Here is a 14,226-nt window from a genome sequence, read left to right as displayed (position 1 = left end):
CCGCCCGCTGCACCGTGTCTCCGGAGATCTGCGGGTATCCGGGAGCGGGGCACCCGCCCGCTGCACCGTGTCTCCGGAGATCTGCGGGTATCCGGGAGCGGGGCCCCGACCCGGCCCGGCGTCGTGGCGTTCTCCGGCGTTGCGGCGGAAGGCCGTCCCGTGCCGGCCTTGCCGGTGTCGGCGGCACCGGCGAGCATGGGCGGCATGGATGTCGCGCCGATCACACCACAGCAGTTCGCCGATGCCGACGGGGTCGGCGACTGGCGGGTGCTCTACTGGGGTGCTCACGCGTTCTTCCGCGCGGCGTCGTGGGAGGCGGGCGCGCGATTCGTCGGCAGCATCGCCGCGCTCGAGATCGTGCGTCGCCACGAGCCCGACGTCGACTTGCGCCACGAGGGCGTCGCCGTGAAGCTCATCACTCGCGACATCCGGAACCTCAGCACTCGCGACCTCGAGGTGGCACGCGCGATCTCCGCGGTCGCGCGCGAGCAGGGGCTGGTGGCGGATGTCGCGGCGCTCCAGGTCGTGCAGACCGCGATCGCCTCGCCCGAGTCGGCTGAGGTGACGCCGTTCTGGCGGGCTGTGCTCGGCTACGTGCCGCCGAACGACACGCACCTCGTGGATCCGCTGCGTCGCGGTTCATCGGTGTTCCTGCAGCCGACCGACACGGTCGCGTCGGGCCGCGGTCGCATGCACGTCGACGTCTGCGTTCCGCACGACGAGGTGCACGCACGCATCGCGGCGGCGCTCGCCGCGGGCGGCCGCATGGTCGACGACTCGTTCGCGCCCGAGTGGTGGACGCTCGCCGACGCCGAGAACCACAAGGTCGACGTGACGACGTGGTGGGGTCGCGAGTCGGTGCGCCTCGAGGAGCAGCGGGCGGCGAACTGAACCCGCCGGGTCAGAACCCGATCGCGTCGAGGAGGTCGCGCAGGCGGAACCGCGGCGCGGCGGGGCGATTCGCGTCGAAGGCGTCCTCGACGACGAACATCGCGTCGAGACGCCACCTCGGTGGGACCGACGCGAGCGCCGCCTCGAGCGCCGCGCCGTCGCGGATCGTCGCCCAGGGGATCCGCAGCAGTTCGACGGCGGGCAGCGGTCGATCGCGGTAGGCCGCCTCCTCGGCGAGCCCGCCGGCCACGAGCTCGCGCGCGTGGGCGCGAAGCACCTCGAGTTCGGCGTCCATCCAGTCGGAGTACCGATCGCGCGCGTGCTCCGGCAGCCGCTCGACCATGGCCTGCACCTGGTCGGCGACCGCGGTCGTGCGCCAGTCGACGGGCGTCTCGTGCAGCTCGCCGGCTTCATCGGTCCACATGCCTGCTCCTCCCGACCCGCGGGTGGCGGGCCGGATCGAGCCTGCCAGTCGCCGCGCCCGACGGGGGAGTCCCCGAACGCGGGGTTCCGGCGCGGTCAGCGCGTCGCGCGGATGGCGCGGTCGGACCGGGGAACGGCAGTCAACGGGTGGCGGCGGCCCGCTCACGCGGTGAGGATGCGGGGAGCATCGGCATCGGAGGGCCGTCGGAGTCGGGAGGGGACGCGATGCGGTACGTGCGCGCGGTCGGTCGGGTCGCGCTCGTCGTGCTCGTCGTCGTGCTGCTCTCGGCGGCGCAGGAGGCGGTGCTGCTGGGACTGATCGCGCTCGGGGCGGCGCCGGGAGCGACAGTGTGGATTTCCTTCGCGGTCGTCGCACTGCTGTGCCTCGCGCTCGCCGCGGTGCGCGGCGCGGTGCGCGCTCGGCGGGCGGCGCGGGCCGGGGGTCCGCACCCCAGTCGGGGGTTCGGGGGCCTGTCCACGACGGATCAGCCGGCTTCCTCGCCCGTGCCGACACGCGTTCCGGCATCGGCGTCGCGTCGCCGCAAGGTGCTGCCGGTCGCTGGCGGCCTGTGGGTCGCGGCGTCACTACTGTCGCTCGTGACGTTCCTGCGGCTGGACCTCGCCCCGATGGGCTCGGCCGGACCGGGCGCGGCTGCCGCGCCGCGCGTCGACGTCCGCACGACGGGCGACGCCGCGTCATCCGCCCCGCCGTTGATCGTCGTGCACGGCGGGCCGGGCGTGCCGTTGTCGGACATAGAGGAGTCGGCGGTCGAGGAGCTGGGGCGCGACCGCGCGGTCGTGGTGTACGACCAGGCGGGCACCGGGCGGTCGGATCCGCTCGCCGACCCGCTCGAGCACACGCTCGCCCACGCGGTCGACGAGCTGGCGCGCGTCGTCGATGCGACGGGTGCCGAGCGCGTCGACCTGCTCGGCTACTCGTGGGGTGCGTCGGTCGCGACGGTGTTCGCGGTCGAGCACCCCGAACGGGTCGAGCGGATGGCGCTCATCTCGCCCGGTGCCATCCCATGGCGGGGTGTCCCCGCCGAGCCCGTCGGCCCGCAGGACCGGCTCGACGCGGCCGATCAGGCCGGCACGTACCTGCGTGCGCTGTCGCCGCGGAACCTGTTCGTGTACGCCCTCACCGCCGTCGACCCGCGGGCGACCCGGTGGTTCGCGAGCGACGCCGAGCTCGACGAGCGGTTCCTCGGGTTGTACGAGTCGACGGCGGCCGGGCTCCATTGCGACGCGTCGCAGATCCGGCCGCCGCCCGAGCACCTGGGCTACTTCGCGAGCCAGGTGCCGCAGTTGCATGCCGACCTGAGCGGGGTGACCGAGGCGGAGGCGTCGTCGGTCGACCTGCCGATGCTCGTGGTCCGCGGCGCGTGCGACTACATCCCGGCGCGGTTCGCCGAGGAGTACGTCGACGTGTTCGATGCCGAGCTCGTGCCGATCGACGGCGCCGGGCATGCCCTGCTCGAAGATCGCCGCGACGCCGTGCTCGCCGAGCTCGCGCGCTTCCTCGGTTGACCCGCCGTGGGGCGGCGGCCGGCGACGCCCGGGGTCGCCGGCCGCCCACGGCTCAGCCGCGGTCGTGGATGGTGATGAGGTAGCCGTCCGGATCCTCGAACGTGAACGTGCGACCGAACGGGCCGTCGAGCGGCGCCGCCGCGATGGCCGTTCCCGCGGCGACGAGGTCGTCGTGCAGGCGCTGCGCGTCGTCGACGCGGATCCAGACGCCCACGCCTCCGCTCGCGCGTGGGAATGCCTCGAGGTCGACGCCCGGGAGGGGCTCGCGCACGGCGAACGGGATCGGCTGCGTGTCGAACACGACGGCGTGGGGCGGCGAGACCTCGGCGCGCGTGAGGCCGAGCCGAGCCGCGTAGAACGCGGCCGAGTGCTCGAGATCGCGCACCTGCAGCGAGATGAAGTCGGGTCCGGTGGTGGTGGTCATGATGCTCCTCCTAGCGTGTCAGGATGTTGACACTCAAAGCCTATGTCAGACTACTGACATGGATGTGCCCTCCCGTGTCGGCGTCGACCTCGACACCTCGCTCGGCTACCTGCTGAAGCAGGCGGCGAGCGCCCTGCGCTCGGCGATGGATGGCGCGCTGCGCCCGCTCGGCCTGACGGTGCCGCAGTACGCGTGCCTCGAGTTGCTCGCACAGCGGCCCGGACTGTCGAACTCCGACCTCGCGCGCGGCGCGTTCGTCACCCGGCAGTCGATGAACGTGCTCCTCCAGGGCCTCGAGCGCGAGGGTCTCGTCGCCCGACCCCCGGTGCCGCCCGGGGCCGGGCGCGTGCTGCCCGCCGAGCTCACCGCGCTCGGTCGCGAACGACTCGCATCGGCGAGCGGCGTCGTCGAGGCCGTCGAGGACCGGATGCGCGCCGGGCTGGACGCCGAGCAGCAACAGGCGCTGCGGACTGCGCTCCGCGCGTGCGTCTCCGCGCTGGCCGCGCCATCCGCCGACTGACCGGTCCCGACGATGCCGTCCGGAGGGCTCATGCCAACGCAGCCTCAAATGAGGCCGAATCGACATGACGGCCCCCATGGCGATGCCGTCCGGATGTGCCATCTCAGCGCAGCCTCAGATGAGGCCGGCTTGAAATGCGTCCCCGCTTAGCGCTGCTGGCCGGATGTTCCATGTGAGCCGAGCCTCAAATGAGGCCCGCGTGACCTGCGTCGTCGGTGGGGCCGTCGACCGGATGTGTCATGTCAGCGGAGCCTCGGATGAGGCCGGCTTGACGTGCGTCCCCGCGTGGGGTCGCTGAGTGATGTGTCATGTCAGTGGAACCTCAAATGAGGCCCGCGTGACCTGCGTCGTCGGTGGGGCCGTCGTCCGAATGTGTCATGTCAGCGGAGCCTCATATGAGGCCCGCTTGACGTGCGTCCCCGCGTGGGGTCGCTCAGCGATGTGTCATGTCAGCGGAGCCTCAAATGAGGCCCGCGTACCTGCGCCGCCGCATGGCGCCCGCTGGCCGGATGGCCCATGTCAGCGCAGCCTCAAATGAGGTCGCGTCGACATGAGCCACACGGACGACATCGCCCCGCGTGTCAGCGCACCGCGAGGTCGCAGCGGCGACCAGACGGAGCCGTCCGCCGCGGGACCGCCGCGCTCGTCAGTCCTCCGCCGCGTGCCGCTTCATCAGCTCGCCCGCGAAGTCGGGCACCGAGTTCGTCCACGACCGCGGCGGCCGTTCGTACCCTCCGGCGGGCGGGCGCACCGGGATCTCGATACGCTCGGGCTCGACCTTCTGCCACGGCACCTGCGAGAGCAGGTGCGCGATCATGTTGATGCGCGACCGGCGCTTGTCGTCGCTCTCGACCTCGTACCAGGGTGCCTCGGCGATGTCGGTGTGCAGGAACATGTTGTCCTTCGCGCGCGAGTAGTCCTCCCACTTCGTGATCGAGAGCACGTCGTTGGGGCTGAGCTTCCACCGCCGCATGGGGTCGTTCAGGCGCGACCGGAACCGCTCCTCCTGCACGACGTCGGAGACGCTGAACCAGTACTTCAGCAGGATGATGCCGTCCTCGACCAGCATCCGCTCGAAGATCGGCGCCTGGTGCAGGAACCGGTGGTACTCCTCGTTCGTGCAGTAGCCCATCACGCGTTCGACGCCGGCGCGGTTGTACCAGGACCGGTCGAACAGCACGATCTCGCCCGCGGCGGGCAGGTGCGGCACGTACCGCTGGAAGTACCAGCGGGTCTTGTCGCGCACGCTCGGTGTCGGGAGCGCCACGATGCGCGTGACGCGCGGGTTGAGGTACTCGGTGACGCGCTTGATCGTGGAGCCCTTGCCCGCGGCATCCCGCCCCTCGAAGATCACCACGATGCGGGCGCCGGACTGCTGCACCCACGCCTGCATGTCCACCAGCTGCGCCTGCAGGTCGCGCAGTTCGCGCTCGTACAGCGCCTTCGGCATCCGTCTCGTCATGGGCACCCCTGTCCCGAAGCCTAGAGCGGATGTCGCCTCCGACGGCGTGCGCGAGCACGAATTCGCGTCGCGCCATGCCGACGGGGCATCGCGTGCTCGGGGCGCGCGGCCGTACCATCGGAGGATGCGAGGGCCACCCACCCGCCGCATCCGATCCTGAATCCGACGACCGCGCCGCCCCGTCCGCCGACCCCGACGGACCGGTATCCCCCTGGAGTCCGGTTGACCGCCCCCACCGACGACGAGCCCGTATTCGGCTTCGGCGCGCCCGCGGCCGAGGCGTGGATCCAGGACTGGGCCGAGCGACCCGACGCCGACGACAGCCGCGCGGGCGCGCACGCACAGCCCGTCGAGATCGAGCACGTCGAGACCGCCCGCCCGCCCTACGCCGACCGTCGGCGGTACTTCCTCAGCAGCTTCGAGCCGAGCGGCGACTTCGACGCCGTGATCGTGGCGGTGACGGATGGCACGCGCCGCCGCTACTTCACGACGCACGACGGTTCGGGGTTCACCGAGATCGACGTGGCCTCGTTCGACCGGCGCAACGAGGGCGGCGAGCGGTCGCTGCTCGAACTCGACGAGCGCGAACTCGGCGAGCTCGAGGCCGAACTCGAGTTCGTGCGGCCGGTGCGCGGGCGGGATCCGATCGCCGAGGTCCGCGACGCGGCGGCCGAGGTCGCGCAGGCCCAAGCGGGGTCGGATGGTCCGTCCGAGGCGGTGCCGGCGGCGACGGATGGCGCGCCCAAGCCCCTGCCCGCCCCCGCGACCGTGCCCGCCGCGCCCGCGGCGACGCCCGCCGCGCCCGCGGCGACGCCCGCCGCGCCCGAGACCCCGGCGGACGCTCCGCCCCACCCCGAGGAGATGCCGACGATGCCCGACGCGATCGACCCGGCGACCCACGACCCCCGCATCGATGCGTCAACGTCGGTCGACCCGGTGACGGAGGAGCTCGAGGAGATGGTGCTCGCCGCGCGTCGGTCGACGTTCCGCGAGGCGTCGGATGCGGCATCCGACCAGCCCGCGGATGACGACCAGCCCGCGGGCGAGGCGCAGCGGGCCGGCGGCGCGGAACCCGACGCCGACGAGGAGTCCCTGCCGATCGCCGCGTCCGAACCCATCCCGACGCACGCGCACGCGCCCCGCCCGCCCGCGCAGGTCGGCCCGAGGACCTGGTCGCAGACCGAGGCGGTCGAGCAGGTGGCCCTCGCACGCGGCATCGCGTTCATCGCGCACCGCGGCCAGCTCGATCGCAGCGGGCTGCCGTACGTCGACCATCCGGGCCGCATCGCCGAGCGCTTCGACCCGGTCACCGAGCCCGTCGAGGCGGCCGCCGCGTGGCTGCACGACGTGCTCGAGGATACCGCGATCACCGCCGAGGAGCTCTTCGAGGCCGGCGTCGTGCCCGAGGTCATCGAGATCGTGCGGCTGCTGACGCGCACGAAGGATGTCGCGCCCGAGGAGTACTACGCGCGCATTCGCTCGCACCCGGCCGCGCGCCGCGTCAAGCTCGCCGACATCGACGACAACACCGCCCGCTGGCGGCTGCGCCGCCTCGACTACGACGTGCAGCTGCGCCTGATCGAGAAGTACCGCGTGGCGCGGCGGGCGCTCGGCTCGCACTGAGTCGGGCGCGCACCACCGCTCAGGCGAAGACCTCGATCGTGCAGCCGGGGCCGGGTGCTCGGCCGAGTCGCGAATCACGAGTGAGCAGGGTCGCACCGGTGGTCTCGGCCAGGGCGACGTAGGCGGCGTCATAGGTCGACAGGTTCGCCCGGAGCTGCCACACCCGGTCGGCGAGGACGGGCCATGGCCAGAGCTCGAGATCGAGCCCGGTGAAGTCACGGAACGCCTGGTCGGCGTGATCGGGCGCGAGGCGCCCGGCGCTCTCGAGGCGACGAAGCACGTTCGCGACCTCGTAGGGCAGCAGGCTGGGCGCGAGGAGCTGCGCGCCGCGCATGACGGCATGCTCGCCGGCGTCCGCGTCGAGCAGGACCGCCGCCATCGAGGACGCATCCACGACGACCAGGCGCGGCATCGATGCACCCGTCGAGATTCGACCGGTCTCCCTGCCGGGTCCGCCCGGCCTATCGTCGGTCGGCATCGCGCGCAGTGAGGATGTCGTCGGTGGAGATCGGAGGGTACGAGCGCGCATGCTGTCGGATCGCGGCCAACGCATCGTCTGCCGAGGGGCTCGCGGCGATCCGTCGGAGCTCGTTCACCAGGTACTCCTGCAGCGAGCGGCCCGAGCGTCTCGCGCGCGCGGCCAACTCGTCGCGCACCTCGTCGGGGACCGACCTGATCGTGATGTTCACCGGCATCTCCCTACGGTACCGCTCGGTGCATGCATTACGCATGCATTCGCTCGATCCTGCGATGCGAGTGTGGGTCTCGCGGAAGGGCGCGATCATGGCCGACCGCGGGCGGCCGGGCGTCATCCCCGGCTCGATGGGCACGGCCTCGTACGTGGTCGAGGGGCTCGGCAACCGGATGTCGCTGAACTCCGCACCGCACGGTGCGGGCCGACACCACTCGCGCACCCGGGCGCGTGCGACGTTCACGCACGAGCAGCTGCGTGCCGCGATGGCGGGGATCGAGTTCCGTGACACCGAGGCGCTCGTCGACGAGATCCCGCAGGCGTACAAGCCGATCGATCGGGTGATGGCCGACTCGGCAGAGCTCGTGCAGGTGCGCCACGTGCTGCGGCAGATCGTGAACGTGAAGGGGGACTGAGTCTCCCGCGCGAGCGAGCGCGGCCGCCCGACGGGGCGGGCAGGGCCGGCGGGGCGGCGACGCCCGTGCTCAGCTGCGCGCGCGCAGCTGCGCGTTCAGGCGCGCCGCCTCACGCGTGAGGTGGTCGCGCTCGGGAACGTTCGCCGCTGCGCTCGCGGCCTCCGCGTAGAGGCGCGCCGCCGTGACCAGGTCGCCGTCGCGCTCGTGCAGGTACGCCGCGGCGGCGGCGTGGCGGGGGAGGGCGGGGTCGAGCTCGGCGAGTGCCGCGAGGCCCGCGCGCGCGCCATCCGCCTGGCCCACCGCGACGGCCCGGTTCAGGCGCACCACCGGGCTGTCGGTCAGGCGCACGAGCTCGTCGTACCACTCGACGATCTGCACCCAGTCGGTCTCGTCGGCGGTGAGGGCGTCGGCGTGCAGCGCGGCGATCGCGGCCTGGGCCTGGTACTCGCCGAGGCGGTCGCGGGCGAGGGCGGCCTGCAGCACGTCGACGCCCTCGGCGATCAGTCGCGTGTCCCAGAGGCTGCGGTCCTGCTCGGCGAGCGGCACGAGCCGTCCGTCCGGGCTGGTGCGCGCCGCGCGTCGGGCGTGGTGGAGCAGCATGAGCGCGAGCAGGCCCGCGACCTCCTCGTCCGTCGTCATGCCGGCGAGCTGGCGCGTGAGCCGGATCGCCTCGACCGCGAGGTCGACCTCGCCCGAGTAGCCCTCGTTGAAGACGAGGTAGAGCACGCGCAACACCGTCGCGAGGTCGCCCGGCGCGGTGAGGCGCACACCCGCGATCGTGCGCTTGGCCCGGCTGATGCGCTGGGCCATCGTCGCCTCGGGCACGAGATAGGCGCGGGCGATCTGCTGCGTGGTGAGCCCGCCGACCGCGCGGAGCGTGAGCGCGACGGCCGACGCCGGCGTGAGCGACGGGTGGGCGCACAGGAAGTACAGCTGCAGCGTGTCATCCGTCGTGGTCACCGGGCCGGGCGCCGGCTCGCGGTCGACGAGCTCCTCGCGGTGCCGGCGGGATGCCTCGGCGCGCGCGGCATCGATGAACCTCCGCCAGGCGACCGCGACGAGCCAGCCCTTCGGATCCCTCGGCGGATCGGCGGGCCAGACGCGAAGGGCCTCGACGAGCGCATCCTGCACGGCATCCTCCGCCGCCGCGAAGTCGGCTCCCCGGCGGCAGAGGATGGCGATGACCTCGGGGATGAGGCTGCGCAGCAGCGCGTCGTCCACCCGCGTCACTCCGTGACGGCGGGCGCCTCGTCGGCGAGGAACGGCCGCAGCTCGAGCCACTCGTGGATCGGGCGGCCGCCCGCGCCGGGCGCGGCCGACAGCTCGCCGGCCAACTCGACCGCGCGCTCATGCGAGTCGACGTCGATGATCATCCACCCGGCGATCAGGTCCTTCGTCTCGGCGAACGGGCCGTCGGTGACGGGCGGGCGGCCGGGACCGTCGTACCGGACCCACTCGCCCTTCGGCGCCAGCGCGTCGGCGTCGACGAACTCGCCGCTGCCCTCGAGTCGCTTCATGAAGTCGCGCATGTACTGCATGTGCGCCTCGAACTCCTCGGGCGTCCACTGCTCGATCGGGACGTCGTTGACCGCCTCGGGCGCTCCGCGGTAGTGCTTCAGCAGCAGGTACTTCGCCATCATGTCCTCCTCGTGCCCTCCGGCCATTGTGGTCGGATCGGGGCGTTCACGTCTGGGACGGAGCCGGGCGTGGATTCTCGACATCGTGCCCGAAGGATGTTCGCGAGGTCGTCTCGGTCCGGCGCGGAGTGTCTCAGTCGAGCATGGCGAGGAACCGACGCATCCGGCCCGCCAGTTCCTCGGGCACCTCAGCGGCGGCGAAGTGCCCGCCCTGCTCGAGGCGGTCGAACCAGCGCAGGTCGCGGTAGAACGACCTGGCGAGCGACTCGGGGTAGGTGCCCTCGTGCCGCTGGATCCACACCGCGGCGGGCACGTCGACCGGCGGGATCGGGTCGGGCGCGTCGGCACCCTCGTGATACGGCCGGAACGACGACTGGATCGTCTGCGTGGCCCAGTAGATCATCGCCTCGGTGAGGACGCGGTCGCGCGAGATGCGGCGCTCGACGGCCTTCGGGTCGCCGGGCGGGGTGTCGCTCCACTCGACGAGCTTCTCGGTGATCCATGCGAGCAGCCCAGCGGGGGAATCGTTGAGGGCGACCGCGAGCGTGTCGGGCCGGGTCGACTGCACGTGGCCGTACGCGCCATCCATCTCGTGCTTCTCCGCAAGGGCCGCGAAGAACGCCTGCTCCTCGGGGTCGGTGAGCGCATCTCGCTCGGCGTAGGTCGGGAAGTGCGAGTGGGTCACGACGATGCCGGCGACGCGGTCGGGGTAGGTCGCGGCGATGAGGTCACTGACGTTGGCGGTGACATCCTCGCCGTAGGTGACGTAGCGCTCGTAGCCGAGCACCTCGGTCATGAGGCGGTGCATCGTGGCGGCGAGGCGGCGAGGCGGCGCTCGGTCATCGGGCCGTCGGCGTACGGCGACGAGAACGCGAACCCCGGCAGGCTCGCGACGACCACGTGCACGTCGGGCAGCTGGTCGGCGAGGTCGAGCTGGAGCGCGAACGTGTGGGGCCACCCGTGCATGACGAGCAGCGCGGGCACGTCGGGCCGGTCGGAGCGGAGGTGCGCGAAGTGCACGCGCGCGTCGTCGATCTGCGCGGTGAACTGCGGGTGCCGGTTGAGCCACGCCTCGCGCGAGCGCCAGTCCCAGTGCTTCCAGGAATCGACGAGCTCGCGCAGGTAGGCCGCGTTCATGCCTGATGGCGGCGTCCGCGGCGAGTCGTCGAGCAGGCGCGTGCGGTCGAGCCGGGCGCGCAGGTCGTCGAGCACCTCGTCGGGCACGTGGAGGGTGAAGGGCTCGGGCGCCGTCATGGGCCCGAGGCTACGCCGGGCCGCCGACACCCGGCCGATCGGGACGCGCTGCCGGTCGCGGCATCCGGCGCGTTCTGGTAGCCATGAGCACATGAGCGCCAGTGCTCGAACGACGACGGGGAGATCCGCGGGCACCGGTTCGGCCTGCGTCGCGCTCGTGCGGGGCATCAACGTCGGCGGCCGCAACGCGGTCCGGATGGCGGAGCTCATCGACGCCTTCCGCGACGCCGACTACGACGAGGTCAGCACCTACCTGCAGAGCGGCAACGTGCTCTTCCGTGCCGACGCGGGCCCGCGCGAGCTCGAGACCGAGGTCGAGGCGATGCTCGAGCGGAGGTTGGGTGTCCCACTGCTCGTGGTCATCCGCTCGAAGGACGAGTTCGCGGCCACCATCGACGCCGCGCCCGCCGGGCATGGATCGCCGGACCTGCGGAGCGACGTCATCTTCCTCAAGCACCCGCTCTCGGCGGAGGAGGCCTTGTCGGAGTTCCCGGAACTGCGCGACGGGGTCGATGCCGTGGCCGCGGGCCCGGGCGCGATCTACTTCTCGCGCGTGGCGGTGCTCGCGACCAAGACCCGCATCCAGCGCCTGATGGCGATGCCGATCTTCGAGCGGATGACGATGCGCAGCTGGCGCACGTGCGTGCGGCTGCACGAGCGCCTCGACGGCATGTAGTCGGGCGCTCGCGGCGCGCGGCAGAACGAACCGGGGATACGCCCGTACCGAGCGACCCGTCAGTGCGGAGTGCGGCGCGCTGCCCGAGACCCGCGCGGCGCCGGGAGTACGCTCGCGCCCAGCGACATCCGGTGACGCACGGCGGTGACACGCACTGCGATGACGCAGCGATGAGACGACGACCCGCGGTCGGCCCGCGATGAGGAGGCGAGATGGTCCCCGAGATCAACTACTGGGCGGTGCTGCTGGCGACGCTCTCGAGCATGGCCGTGGGCGCGATCTGGTACGCGCGCCCGGTGTTCGGCACGCGCTGGGCGAAGCTCGCGCGCGTCGACATGGACCGCGGCGGCAACGCGGTGCTCCCGCTCGTCGTGACCCTGCTCGTCAGCTTCATCTCGGCGTGGGTGCTCGCGGGCGCGTCGACGATCTCGTGGCACTTCTACGGCGGTTCGTACTTCATGTCGGCGCTGTTCACGGCGCTGATCCTGTGGGCCGGCTTCACCGCCGCGCGTTTCATCACGCACGACGCCTTCGAGGGCCGGCCGTCGACGCTGACGATCATCAACATCGCGCACGAGCTCGTCACGTTCGTCGTGATGGGCATCATCATCGGGGTGTGGCCGCCGGCCGGGACGGTCTGATCCGCCTGAGCTGTTCGAGTCGTTCGAGCCGTCTGAGCCGTGCGAGCTGCCTGACCGCCTGGCCGCCTATGGCGCCGCATCCTCGGCGCCGTACTCGTCGGCGACCCGCTTGGTGAACTCGTCGGTCATGCGACGCGTCTGCTCCTCGTTGCGCCTCACATCGTCGGGCGTCGCCGTTCCGGCCCAGAGGTCGGCCAACCGGTCCTCGAGGTCGCGGACCTGCCGGCGCACCGATTCGTCGGCCCGCACCCGTGCCTCCTCGGCGGCGTCGCGCACCGCGCGCACGGCGGTGTCGACGATCCGTCGCTCGAGCAGCACGACGACGCCGACGAGCAGCAGCGTGGTGCCGACCGCGCCGAGGACGCCGGCGAGATAGGCCGCCTGGTCGGCCGCCGGCGCCACGAGCAGCCCGACCAGGATGCTCGCGAGGCCGAGCACGATGCATCCGATGAACCAGCCCCACCGGATGCGGGCGCGCGTCGCTGCAGTCGTCTCGGTCATGCCGCCAGCGTAGGGCGGATGCGCGGCGGCGCGGGCGTGCTCACGCGGCCGCCGCGATCGGTGGTGGTGTGAAGCGCGCTCGACCGCCGAGACGCGGGGTCTGCGCGACATCCACGTGGGGCGGTGGGATGAACCACACCTCGGTTCGGCTCGCTCGGATGCCCCATCCTTCACGATGGATGCGATGGTGGCAGAAGGTGCACAGCATGACGCCGTTGCTCAGGTCGGTCGGGCCCGCGTCGCGTTCCCACCAACTGATGTGGTGGGCGTCGACGTAGGCGATGTCTTGGCCGCATGATGCGCAGCCGCCGTCGCGCTCGGCGAGCGCGAGTCGTTGCGACCTGCTGAAGAGGCGAGCCGATCGCCCGAGGTCGAGCGGCACGCTTTCGCCGCCGAGCACCGCGGGGATGATCTGCGCCTCAGCGGACATGCGCCGCGCAGTTGCCGCCGAGATCGGCTGGGCGATGCCGTCGATGCGGGCGTGACCCAGTCCTTCAACGAGGGTCTCGTACTCCACGCGCACGACGACCGTCGCCTTCGCGAGTGGCGCGAGCGTCTCGGCGCAGCCCAGTGCGTGCCGCGCGATCGCAGCGAGCGAGTCGGCCTGGATCTGCGGGATCGAGCGGTCATCCTCGACGACCGGACCGGCCACATCGACCTCGCCCGGTGCGCGGCGACGAAGCACATCGGTCACCAGCGCCTCGATCGCGGCCTTGACCGGCGCGGCGCTCTCGGGATCGAGCCGCGCGTGGACGTGCAGCATGCCCGCGGCGTCTTCGCGCATCGTGAGCGACCGACCCATCCGCAGTTCCTCTTCGCGCGGCTCGACTCCATCGCGGTCGAGCCGTGCCTCGGCTTCGCGGATGCCGCGCATGAGCAGCTCGAGCGGCACCCTCGCGGCGAGATCGACGAGCGCCGCCTCGGTCGCCTCGGCCAGCGCCGGATCGGCGCGACGTCGCACCCGGTCGAGCATCGAGGTGATCGCGGATGCCGCATCGACGCCGACTCGCCCCTCGTCGAGCGCCGCGGCGACGTGCGGATGCCTCGACGGCAGCCGCTCGCCGCCGAACGACTGCCGCTCCGCGGTCGCGGTTCCGACGGCGATCAGCCTCGCGGCGTCGCTTCGCGAGGCGCCGGTCGACGCCGCCACGAGCCGGACGGGGTTGGCGAAGCCGTGCACTCGGGCAAGGCTCGATTCGCGCGCCGCGCGGTTGGAGCGCTTCGACACCTCGGCAGCGATCCGAGCGAGGAGCACCTCGGCATCGCGTCGCACCGCGGCGATCGCATCGATCACCTGGACCAGACCCGCGTCGCTCATCTGCTCGACTTCGAACTGCGCCGCCCCGCTGATCGCCCCGAATGCCGGCATCGCCTCGGCCCACGCCGCACGCAGCACCTCGAGGTCTCGCTCGAGGGGGTGCAGGGGCTCTTCCATGTCTCCATCCTGCACGGACCCACCGACACTCCTGCCCGGGAGAAAATGCGGCCTGATCAGCACTATCGATGTGGAGAAATCCGCCCGCCACATCCCTGTGGAGGA

General features: G+C 72.2%; 18 protein-coding genes. 7 read left to right on the top strand and 11 right to left on the bottom strand.

From position 1 onward, the window contains the following. Positions 1–204 precede the first annotated feature (204 nt). Positions 205–891 carry a VOC family protein gene (locus tag JOD46_RS17210; RefSeq protein ID WP_204395677.1) on the top strand — a complete coding sequence of 229 codons (687 nt, stop codon included), beginning with the start codon at positions 205–207 and terminating at the stop codon, positions 889–891. A 10-nt stretch (positions 892–901) separates the two neighbouring features. Here the strand turns inward: JOD46_RS17210 and JOD46_RS17205 are convergent, their stop codons facing one another. After that, positions 902–1,315 carry a hypothetical protein gene (locus JOD46_RS17205; protein WP_204395676.1) on the bottom strand — a complete coding sequence of 138 codons (414 nt, stop codon included), beginning with the start codon at positions 1,313–1,315 and terminating at the stop codon, positions 902–904. A gap of 224 nt (positions 1,316–1,539) precedes the next feature. On the opposite strand from JOD46_RS17205, the gene JOD46_RS17200 reads away from it, so the two are divergent. Next, positions 1,540–2,841 (top strand): alpha/beta fold hydrolase, encoded by a 1,302-nt coding sequence (locus tag JOD46_RS17200; RefSeq protein ID WP_204395675.1) that lies wholly within the window; start codon positions 1,540–1,542, stop codon positions 2,839–2,841. Positions 2,842–2,893: 52 nt separating this feature from the next. Here JOD46_RS17200 and JOD46_RS17195 read toward each other — a convergent pair whose 3' ends face one another. Beyond that, a complete protein-coding gene (locus JOD46_RS17195) occupies positions 2,894–3,265 on the bottom strand; it encodes a VOC family protein (protein ID WP_204395674.1) in 372 nt (123 codons plus the stop codon). Positions 3,266–3,323: 58 nt separating this feature from the next. Between JOD46_RS17195 and JOD46_RS17190 the strand changes: the two genes are divergently transcribed. After that, entirely contained in the window at positions 3,324–3,785 is a 462-nt protein-coding gene (locus JOD46_RS17190) for a MarR family winged helix-turn-helix transcriptional regulator (RefSeq protein ID WP_204395673.1), read from the top strand. 646 nt (positions 3,786–4,431) lie between these two features. On the opposite strand, the gene ppk2 is transcribed toward JOD46_RS17190, so the two are convergent. Then, entirely contained in the window at positions 4,432–5,247 is an 816-nt protein-coding gene (ppk2, locus tag JOD46_RS17185) for a polyphosphate kinase 2 (protein ID WP_239562871.1), read from the bottom strand. A 222-nt stretch (positions 5,248–5,469) separates the two neighbouring features. Between ppk2 and JOD46_RS17180 the strand changes: the two genes are divergently transcribed. Next, positions 5,470–6,870, top strand: coding sequence for a bifunctional (p)ppGpp synthetase/guanosine-3',5'-bis(diphosphate) 3'-pyrophosphohydrolase (locus tag JOD46_RS17180; protein ID WP_204395672.1), 1,401 nt, complete (start codon positions 5,470–5,472; stop codon positions 6,868–6,870). 19 nt (positions 6,871–6,889) lie between these two features. Here the strand turns inward: JOD46_RS17180 and JOD46_RS17175 are convergent, their stop codons facing one another. Both JOD46_RS17175 and JOD46_RS17170 read right to left on the bottom strand, forming a co-directional pair. Further along, the gene (locus JOD46_RS17175) at positions 6,890–7,282 is read right to left on the bottom strand and encodes a type II toxin-antitoxin system VapC family toxin (RefSeq protein ID WP_204395671.1); all 393 of its coding nucleotides are present in this window, start codon (positions 7,280–7,282) and stop codon (positions 6,890–6,892) included. A gap of 49 nt (positions 7,283–7,331) precedes the next feature. After that, complete coding sequence (locus tag JOD46_RS17170) at positions 7,332–7,565, bottom strand: FitA-like ribbon-helix-helix domain-containing protein (RefSeq protein ID WP_204395670.1); 234 nt, start codon at positions 7,563–7,565, stop codon at positions 7,332–7,334. On the opposite strand from JOD46_RS17170, the gene JOD46_RS17165 reads away from it, so the two are divergent. Then, on the top strand, positions 7,552–7,977 hold the full coding sequence (locus tag JOD46_RS17165; protein WP_275588276.1) for an RtcB family protein: 426 nt from the start codon (positions 7,552–7,554) through the stop codon (positions 7,975–7,977). The two genes, JOD46_RS17170 and JOD46_RS17165, sit on opposite strands and share 14 nt — an antisense overlap. A 69-nt stretch (positions 7,978–8,046) precedes the next feature. Here JOD46_RS17165 and JOD46_RS17160 read toward each other — a convergent pair whose 3' ends face one another. The 4 genes from JOD46_RS17160 to JOD46_RS18730 form a co-directional block, all read right to left on the bottom strand. Continuing rightward, the gene (locus JOD46_RS17160) at positions 8,047–9,198 is read right to left on the bottom strand and encodes an RNA polymerase sigma factor (protein WP_204395669.1); all 1,152 of its coding nucleotides are present in this window, start codon (positions 9,196–9,198) and stop codon (positions 8,047–8,049) included. Between the two features lie 5 nt (positions 9,199–9,203). Further along, complete coding sequence (locus JOD46_RS17155) at positions 9,204–9,614, bottom strand: YciI family protein (protein ID WP_204395668.1); 411 nt, start codon at positions 9,612–9,614, stop codon at positions 9,204–9,206. 133 nt (positions 9,615–9,747) lie between these two features. Beyond that, positions 9,748–10,410 carry a hypothetical protein gene (locus JOD46_RS18735; protein WP_239562869.1) on the bottom strand — a complete coding sequence of 221 codons (663 nt, stop codon included), beginning with the start codon at positions 10,408–10,410 and terminating at the stop codon, positions 9,748–9,750. Then, positions 10,407–10,868 carry an epoxide hydrolase N-terminal domain-containing protein gene (locus tag JOD46_RS18730; RefSeq protein ID WP_239562867.1) on the bottom strand — a complete coding sequence of 154 codons (462 nt, stop codon included), beginning with the start codon at positions 10,866–10,868 and terminating at the stop codon, positions 10,407–10,409. Before JOD46_RS18730 ends, JOD46_RS18735 begins: the two co-directional genes overlap by 4 nt. 91 nt (positions 10,869–10,959) lie before the next feature. Here JOD46_RS18730 and JOD46_RS17145 point away from each other — a divergent pair, with 91 nt between their 5' ends. Together JOD46_RS17145 and JOD46_RS17140 are read left to right on the top strand one after the other, a co-directional pair. Further along, positions 10,960–11,544, top strand: a complete 585-nt coding sequence (locus JOD46_RS17145; protein ID WP_204395667.1) for a DUF1697 domain-containing protein — start codon at positions 10,960–10,962, stop codon at positions 11,542–11,544. Between the two features lie 212 nt (positions 11,545–11,756). Next, entirely contained in the window at positions 11,757–12,185 is a 429-nt protein-coding gene (locus tag JOD46_RS17140; protein ID WP_204395666.1) for a DUF1761 domain-containing protein, read from the top strand. A gap of 66 nt (positions 12,186–12,251) precedes the next feature. Here the strand turns inward: JOD46_RS17140 and JOD46_RS17135 are convergent, their stop codons facing one another. Together JOD46_RS17135 and JOD46_RS17130 are read right to left on the bottom strand one after the other, a co-directional pair. Then, on the bottom strand, positions 12,252–12,686 hold the full coding sequence (locus JOD46_RS17135; protein WP_204395665.1) for a ribosome-recycling factor: 435 nt from the start codon (positions 12,684–12,686) through the stop codon (positions 12,252–12,254). A gap of 40 nt (positions 12,687–12,726) precedes the next feature. Continuing rightward, the gene (locus tag JOD46_RS17130; protein WP_204395664.1) at positions 12,727–14,121 is read right to left on the bottom strand and encodes an HNH endonuclease signature motif containing protein; all 1,395 of its coding nucleotides are present in this window, start codon (positions 14,119–14,121) and stop codon (positions 12,727–12,729) included. Between the last annotated feature and the right edge of the window lie 105 nt (positions 14,122–14,226).

The organism is Agromyces aurantiacus, assembly GCF_016907355.1.
Classification (GTDB): Bacteria; Actinomycetota; Actinomycetes; order Actinomycetales; family Microbacteriaceae; genus Agromyces; species Agromyces aurantiacus.
The sequence above is the reverse complement of the archived record's forward strand: the minus strand, read 5'-3'. Positions and strand labels throughout refer to the sequence as shown.

What these genes read in the sequence shown, in the direction of transcription:
- JOD46_RS17135 (WP_204395665.1), bottom strand. Translation starts at nt 12,686, where the DNA reads ATGACCGAGACGACTGCAGCGACGCGCGCCCGCATCCGGTGGGGCTGG.
- JOD46_RS17140 (WP_204395666.1), top strand. Translation starts at nt 11,757, where the DNA reads ATGGTCCCCGAGATCAACTACTGGGCGGTGCTGCTGGCGACGCTCTCG.
- JOD46_RS18735 (WP_239562869.1), bottom strand. Translation starts at nt 10,410, where the DNA reads ATGACCGAGGTGCTCGGCTACGAGCGCTACGTCACCTACGGCGAGGAT.
- JOD46_RS17145 (WP_204395667.1), top strand. Translation starts at nt 10,960, where the DNA reads ATGAGCGCCAGTGCTCGAACGACGACGGGGAGATCCGCGGGCACCGGT.
- JOD46_RS17130 (WP_204395664.1), bottom strand. Translation starts at nt 14,121, where the DNA reads ATGGAAGAGCCCCTGCACCCCCTCGAGCGAGACCTCGAGGTGCTGCGT.
- JOD46_RS17195 (WP_204395674.1), bottom strand. Translation starts at nt 3,265, where the DNA reads ATGACCACCACCACCGGACCCGACTTCATCTCGCTGCAGGTGCGCGAT.
- JOD46_RS17175 (WP_204395671.1), bottom strand. Translation starts at nt 7,282, where the DNA reads ATGCCGCGCCTGGTCGTCGTGGATGCGTCCTCGATGGCGGCGGTCCTG.
- JOD46_RS17155 (WP_204395668.1), bottom strand. Translation starts at nt 9,614, where the DNA reads ATGGCGAAGTACCTGCTGCTGAAGCACTACCGCGGAGCGCCCGAGGCG.
- ppk2 (WP_239562871.1), bottom strand. Translation starts at nt 5,247, where the DNA reads ATGACGAGACGGATGCCGAAGGCGCTGTACGAGCGCGAACTGCGCGAC.
- JOD46_RS17190 (WP_204395673.1), top strand. Translation starts at nt 3,324, where the DNA reads ATGGATGTGCCCTCCCGTGTCGGCGTCGACCTCGACACCTCGCTCGGC.
- JOD46_RS17205 (WP_204395676.1), bottom strand. Translation starts at nt 1,315, where the DNA reads ATGTGGACCGATGAAGCCGGCGAGCTGCACGAGACGCCCGTCGACTGG.
- JOD46_RS17165 (WP_275588276.1), top strand. Translation starts at nt 7,552, where the DNA reads ATGTTCACCGGCATCTCCCTACGGTACCGCTCGGTGCATGCATTACGC.
- JOD46_RS17210 (WP_204395677.1), top strand. Translation starts at nt 205, where the DNA reads ATGGATGTCGCGCCGATCACACCACAGCAGTTCGCCGATGCCGACGGG.
- JOD46_RS18730 (WP_239562867.1), bottom strand. Translation starts at nt 10,868, where the DNA reads ATGACGGCGCCCGAGCCCTTCACCCTCCACGTGCCCGACGAGGTGCTC.
- JOD46_RS17170 (WP_204395670.1), bottom strand. Translation starts at nt 7,565, where the DNA reads ATGCCGGTGAACATCACGATCAGGTCGGTCCCCGACGAGGTGCGCGAC.
- JOD46_RS17200 (WP_204395675.1), top strand. Translation starts at nt 1,540, where the DNA reads ATGCGGTACGTGCGCGCGGTCGGTCGGGTCGCGCTCGTCGTGCTCGTC.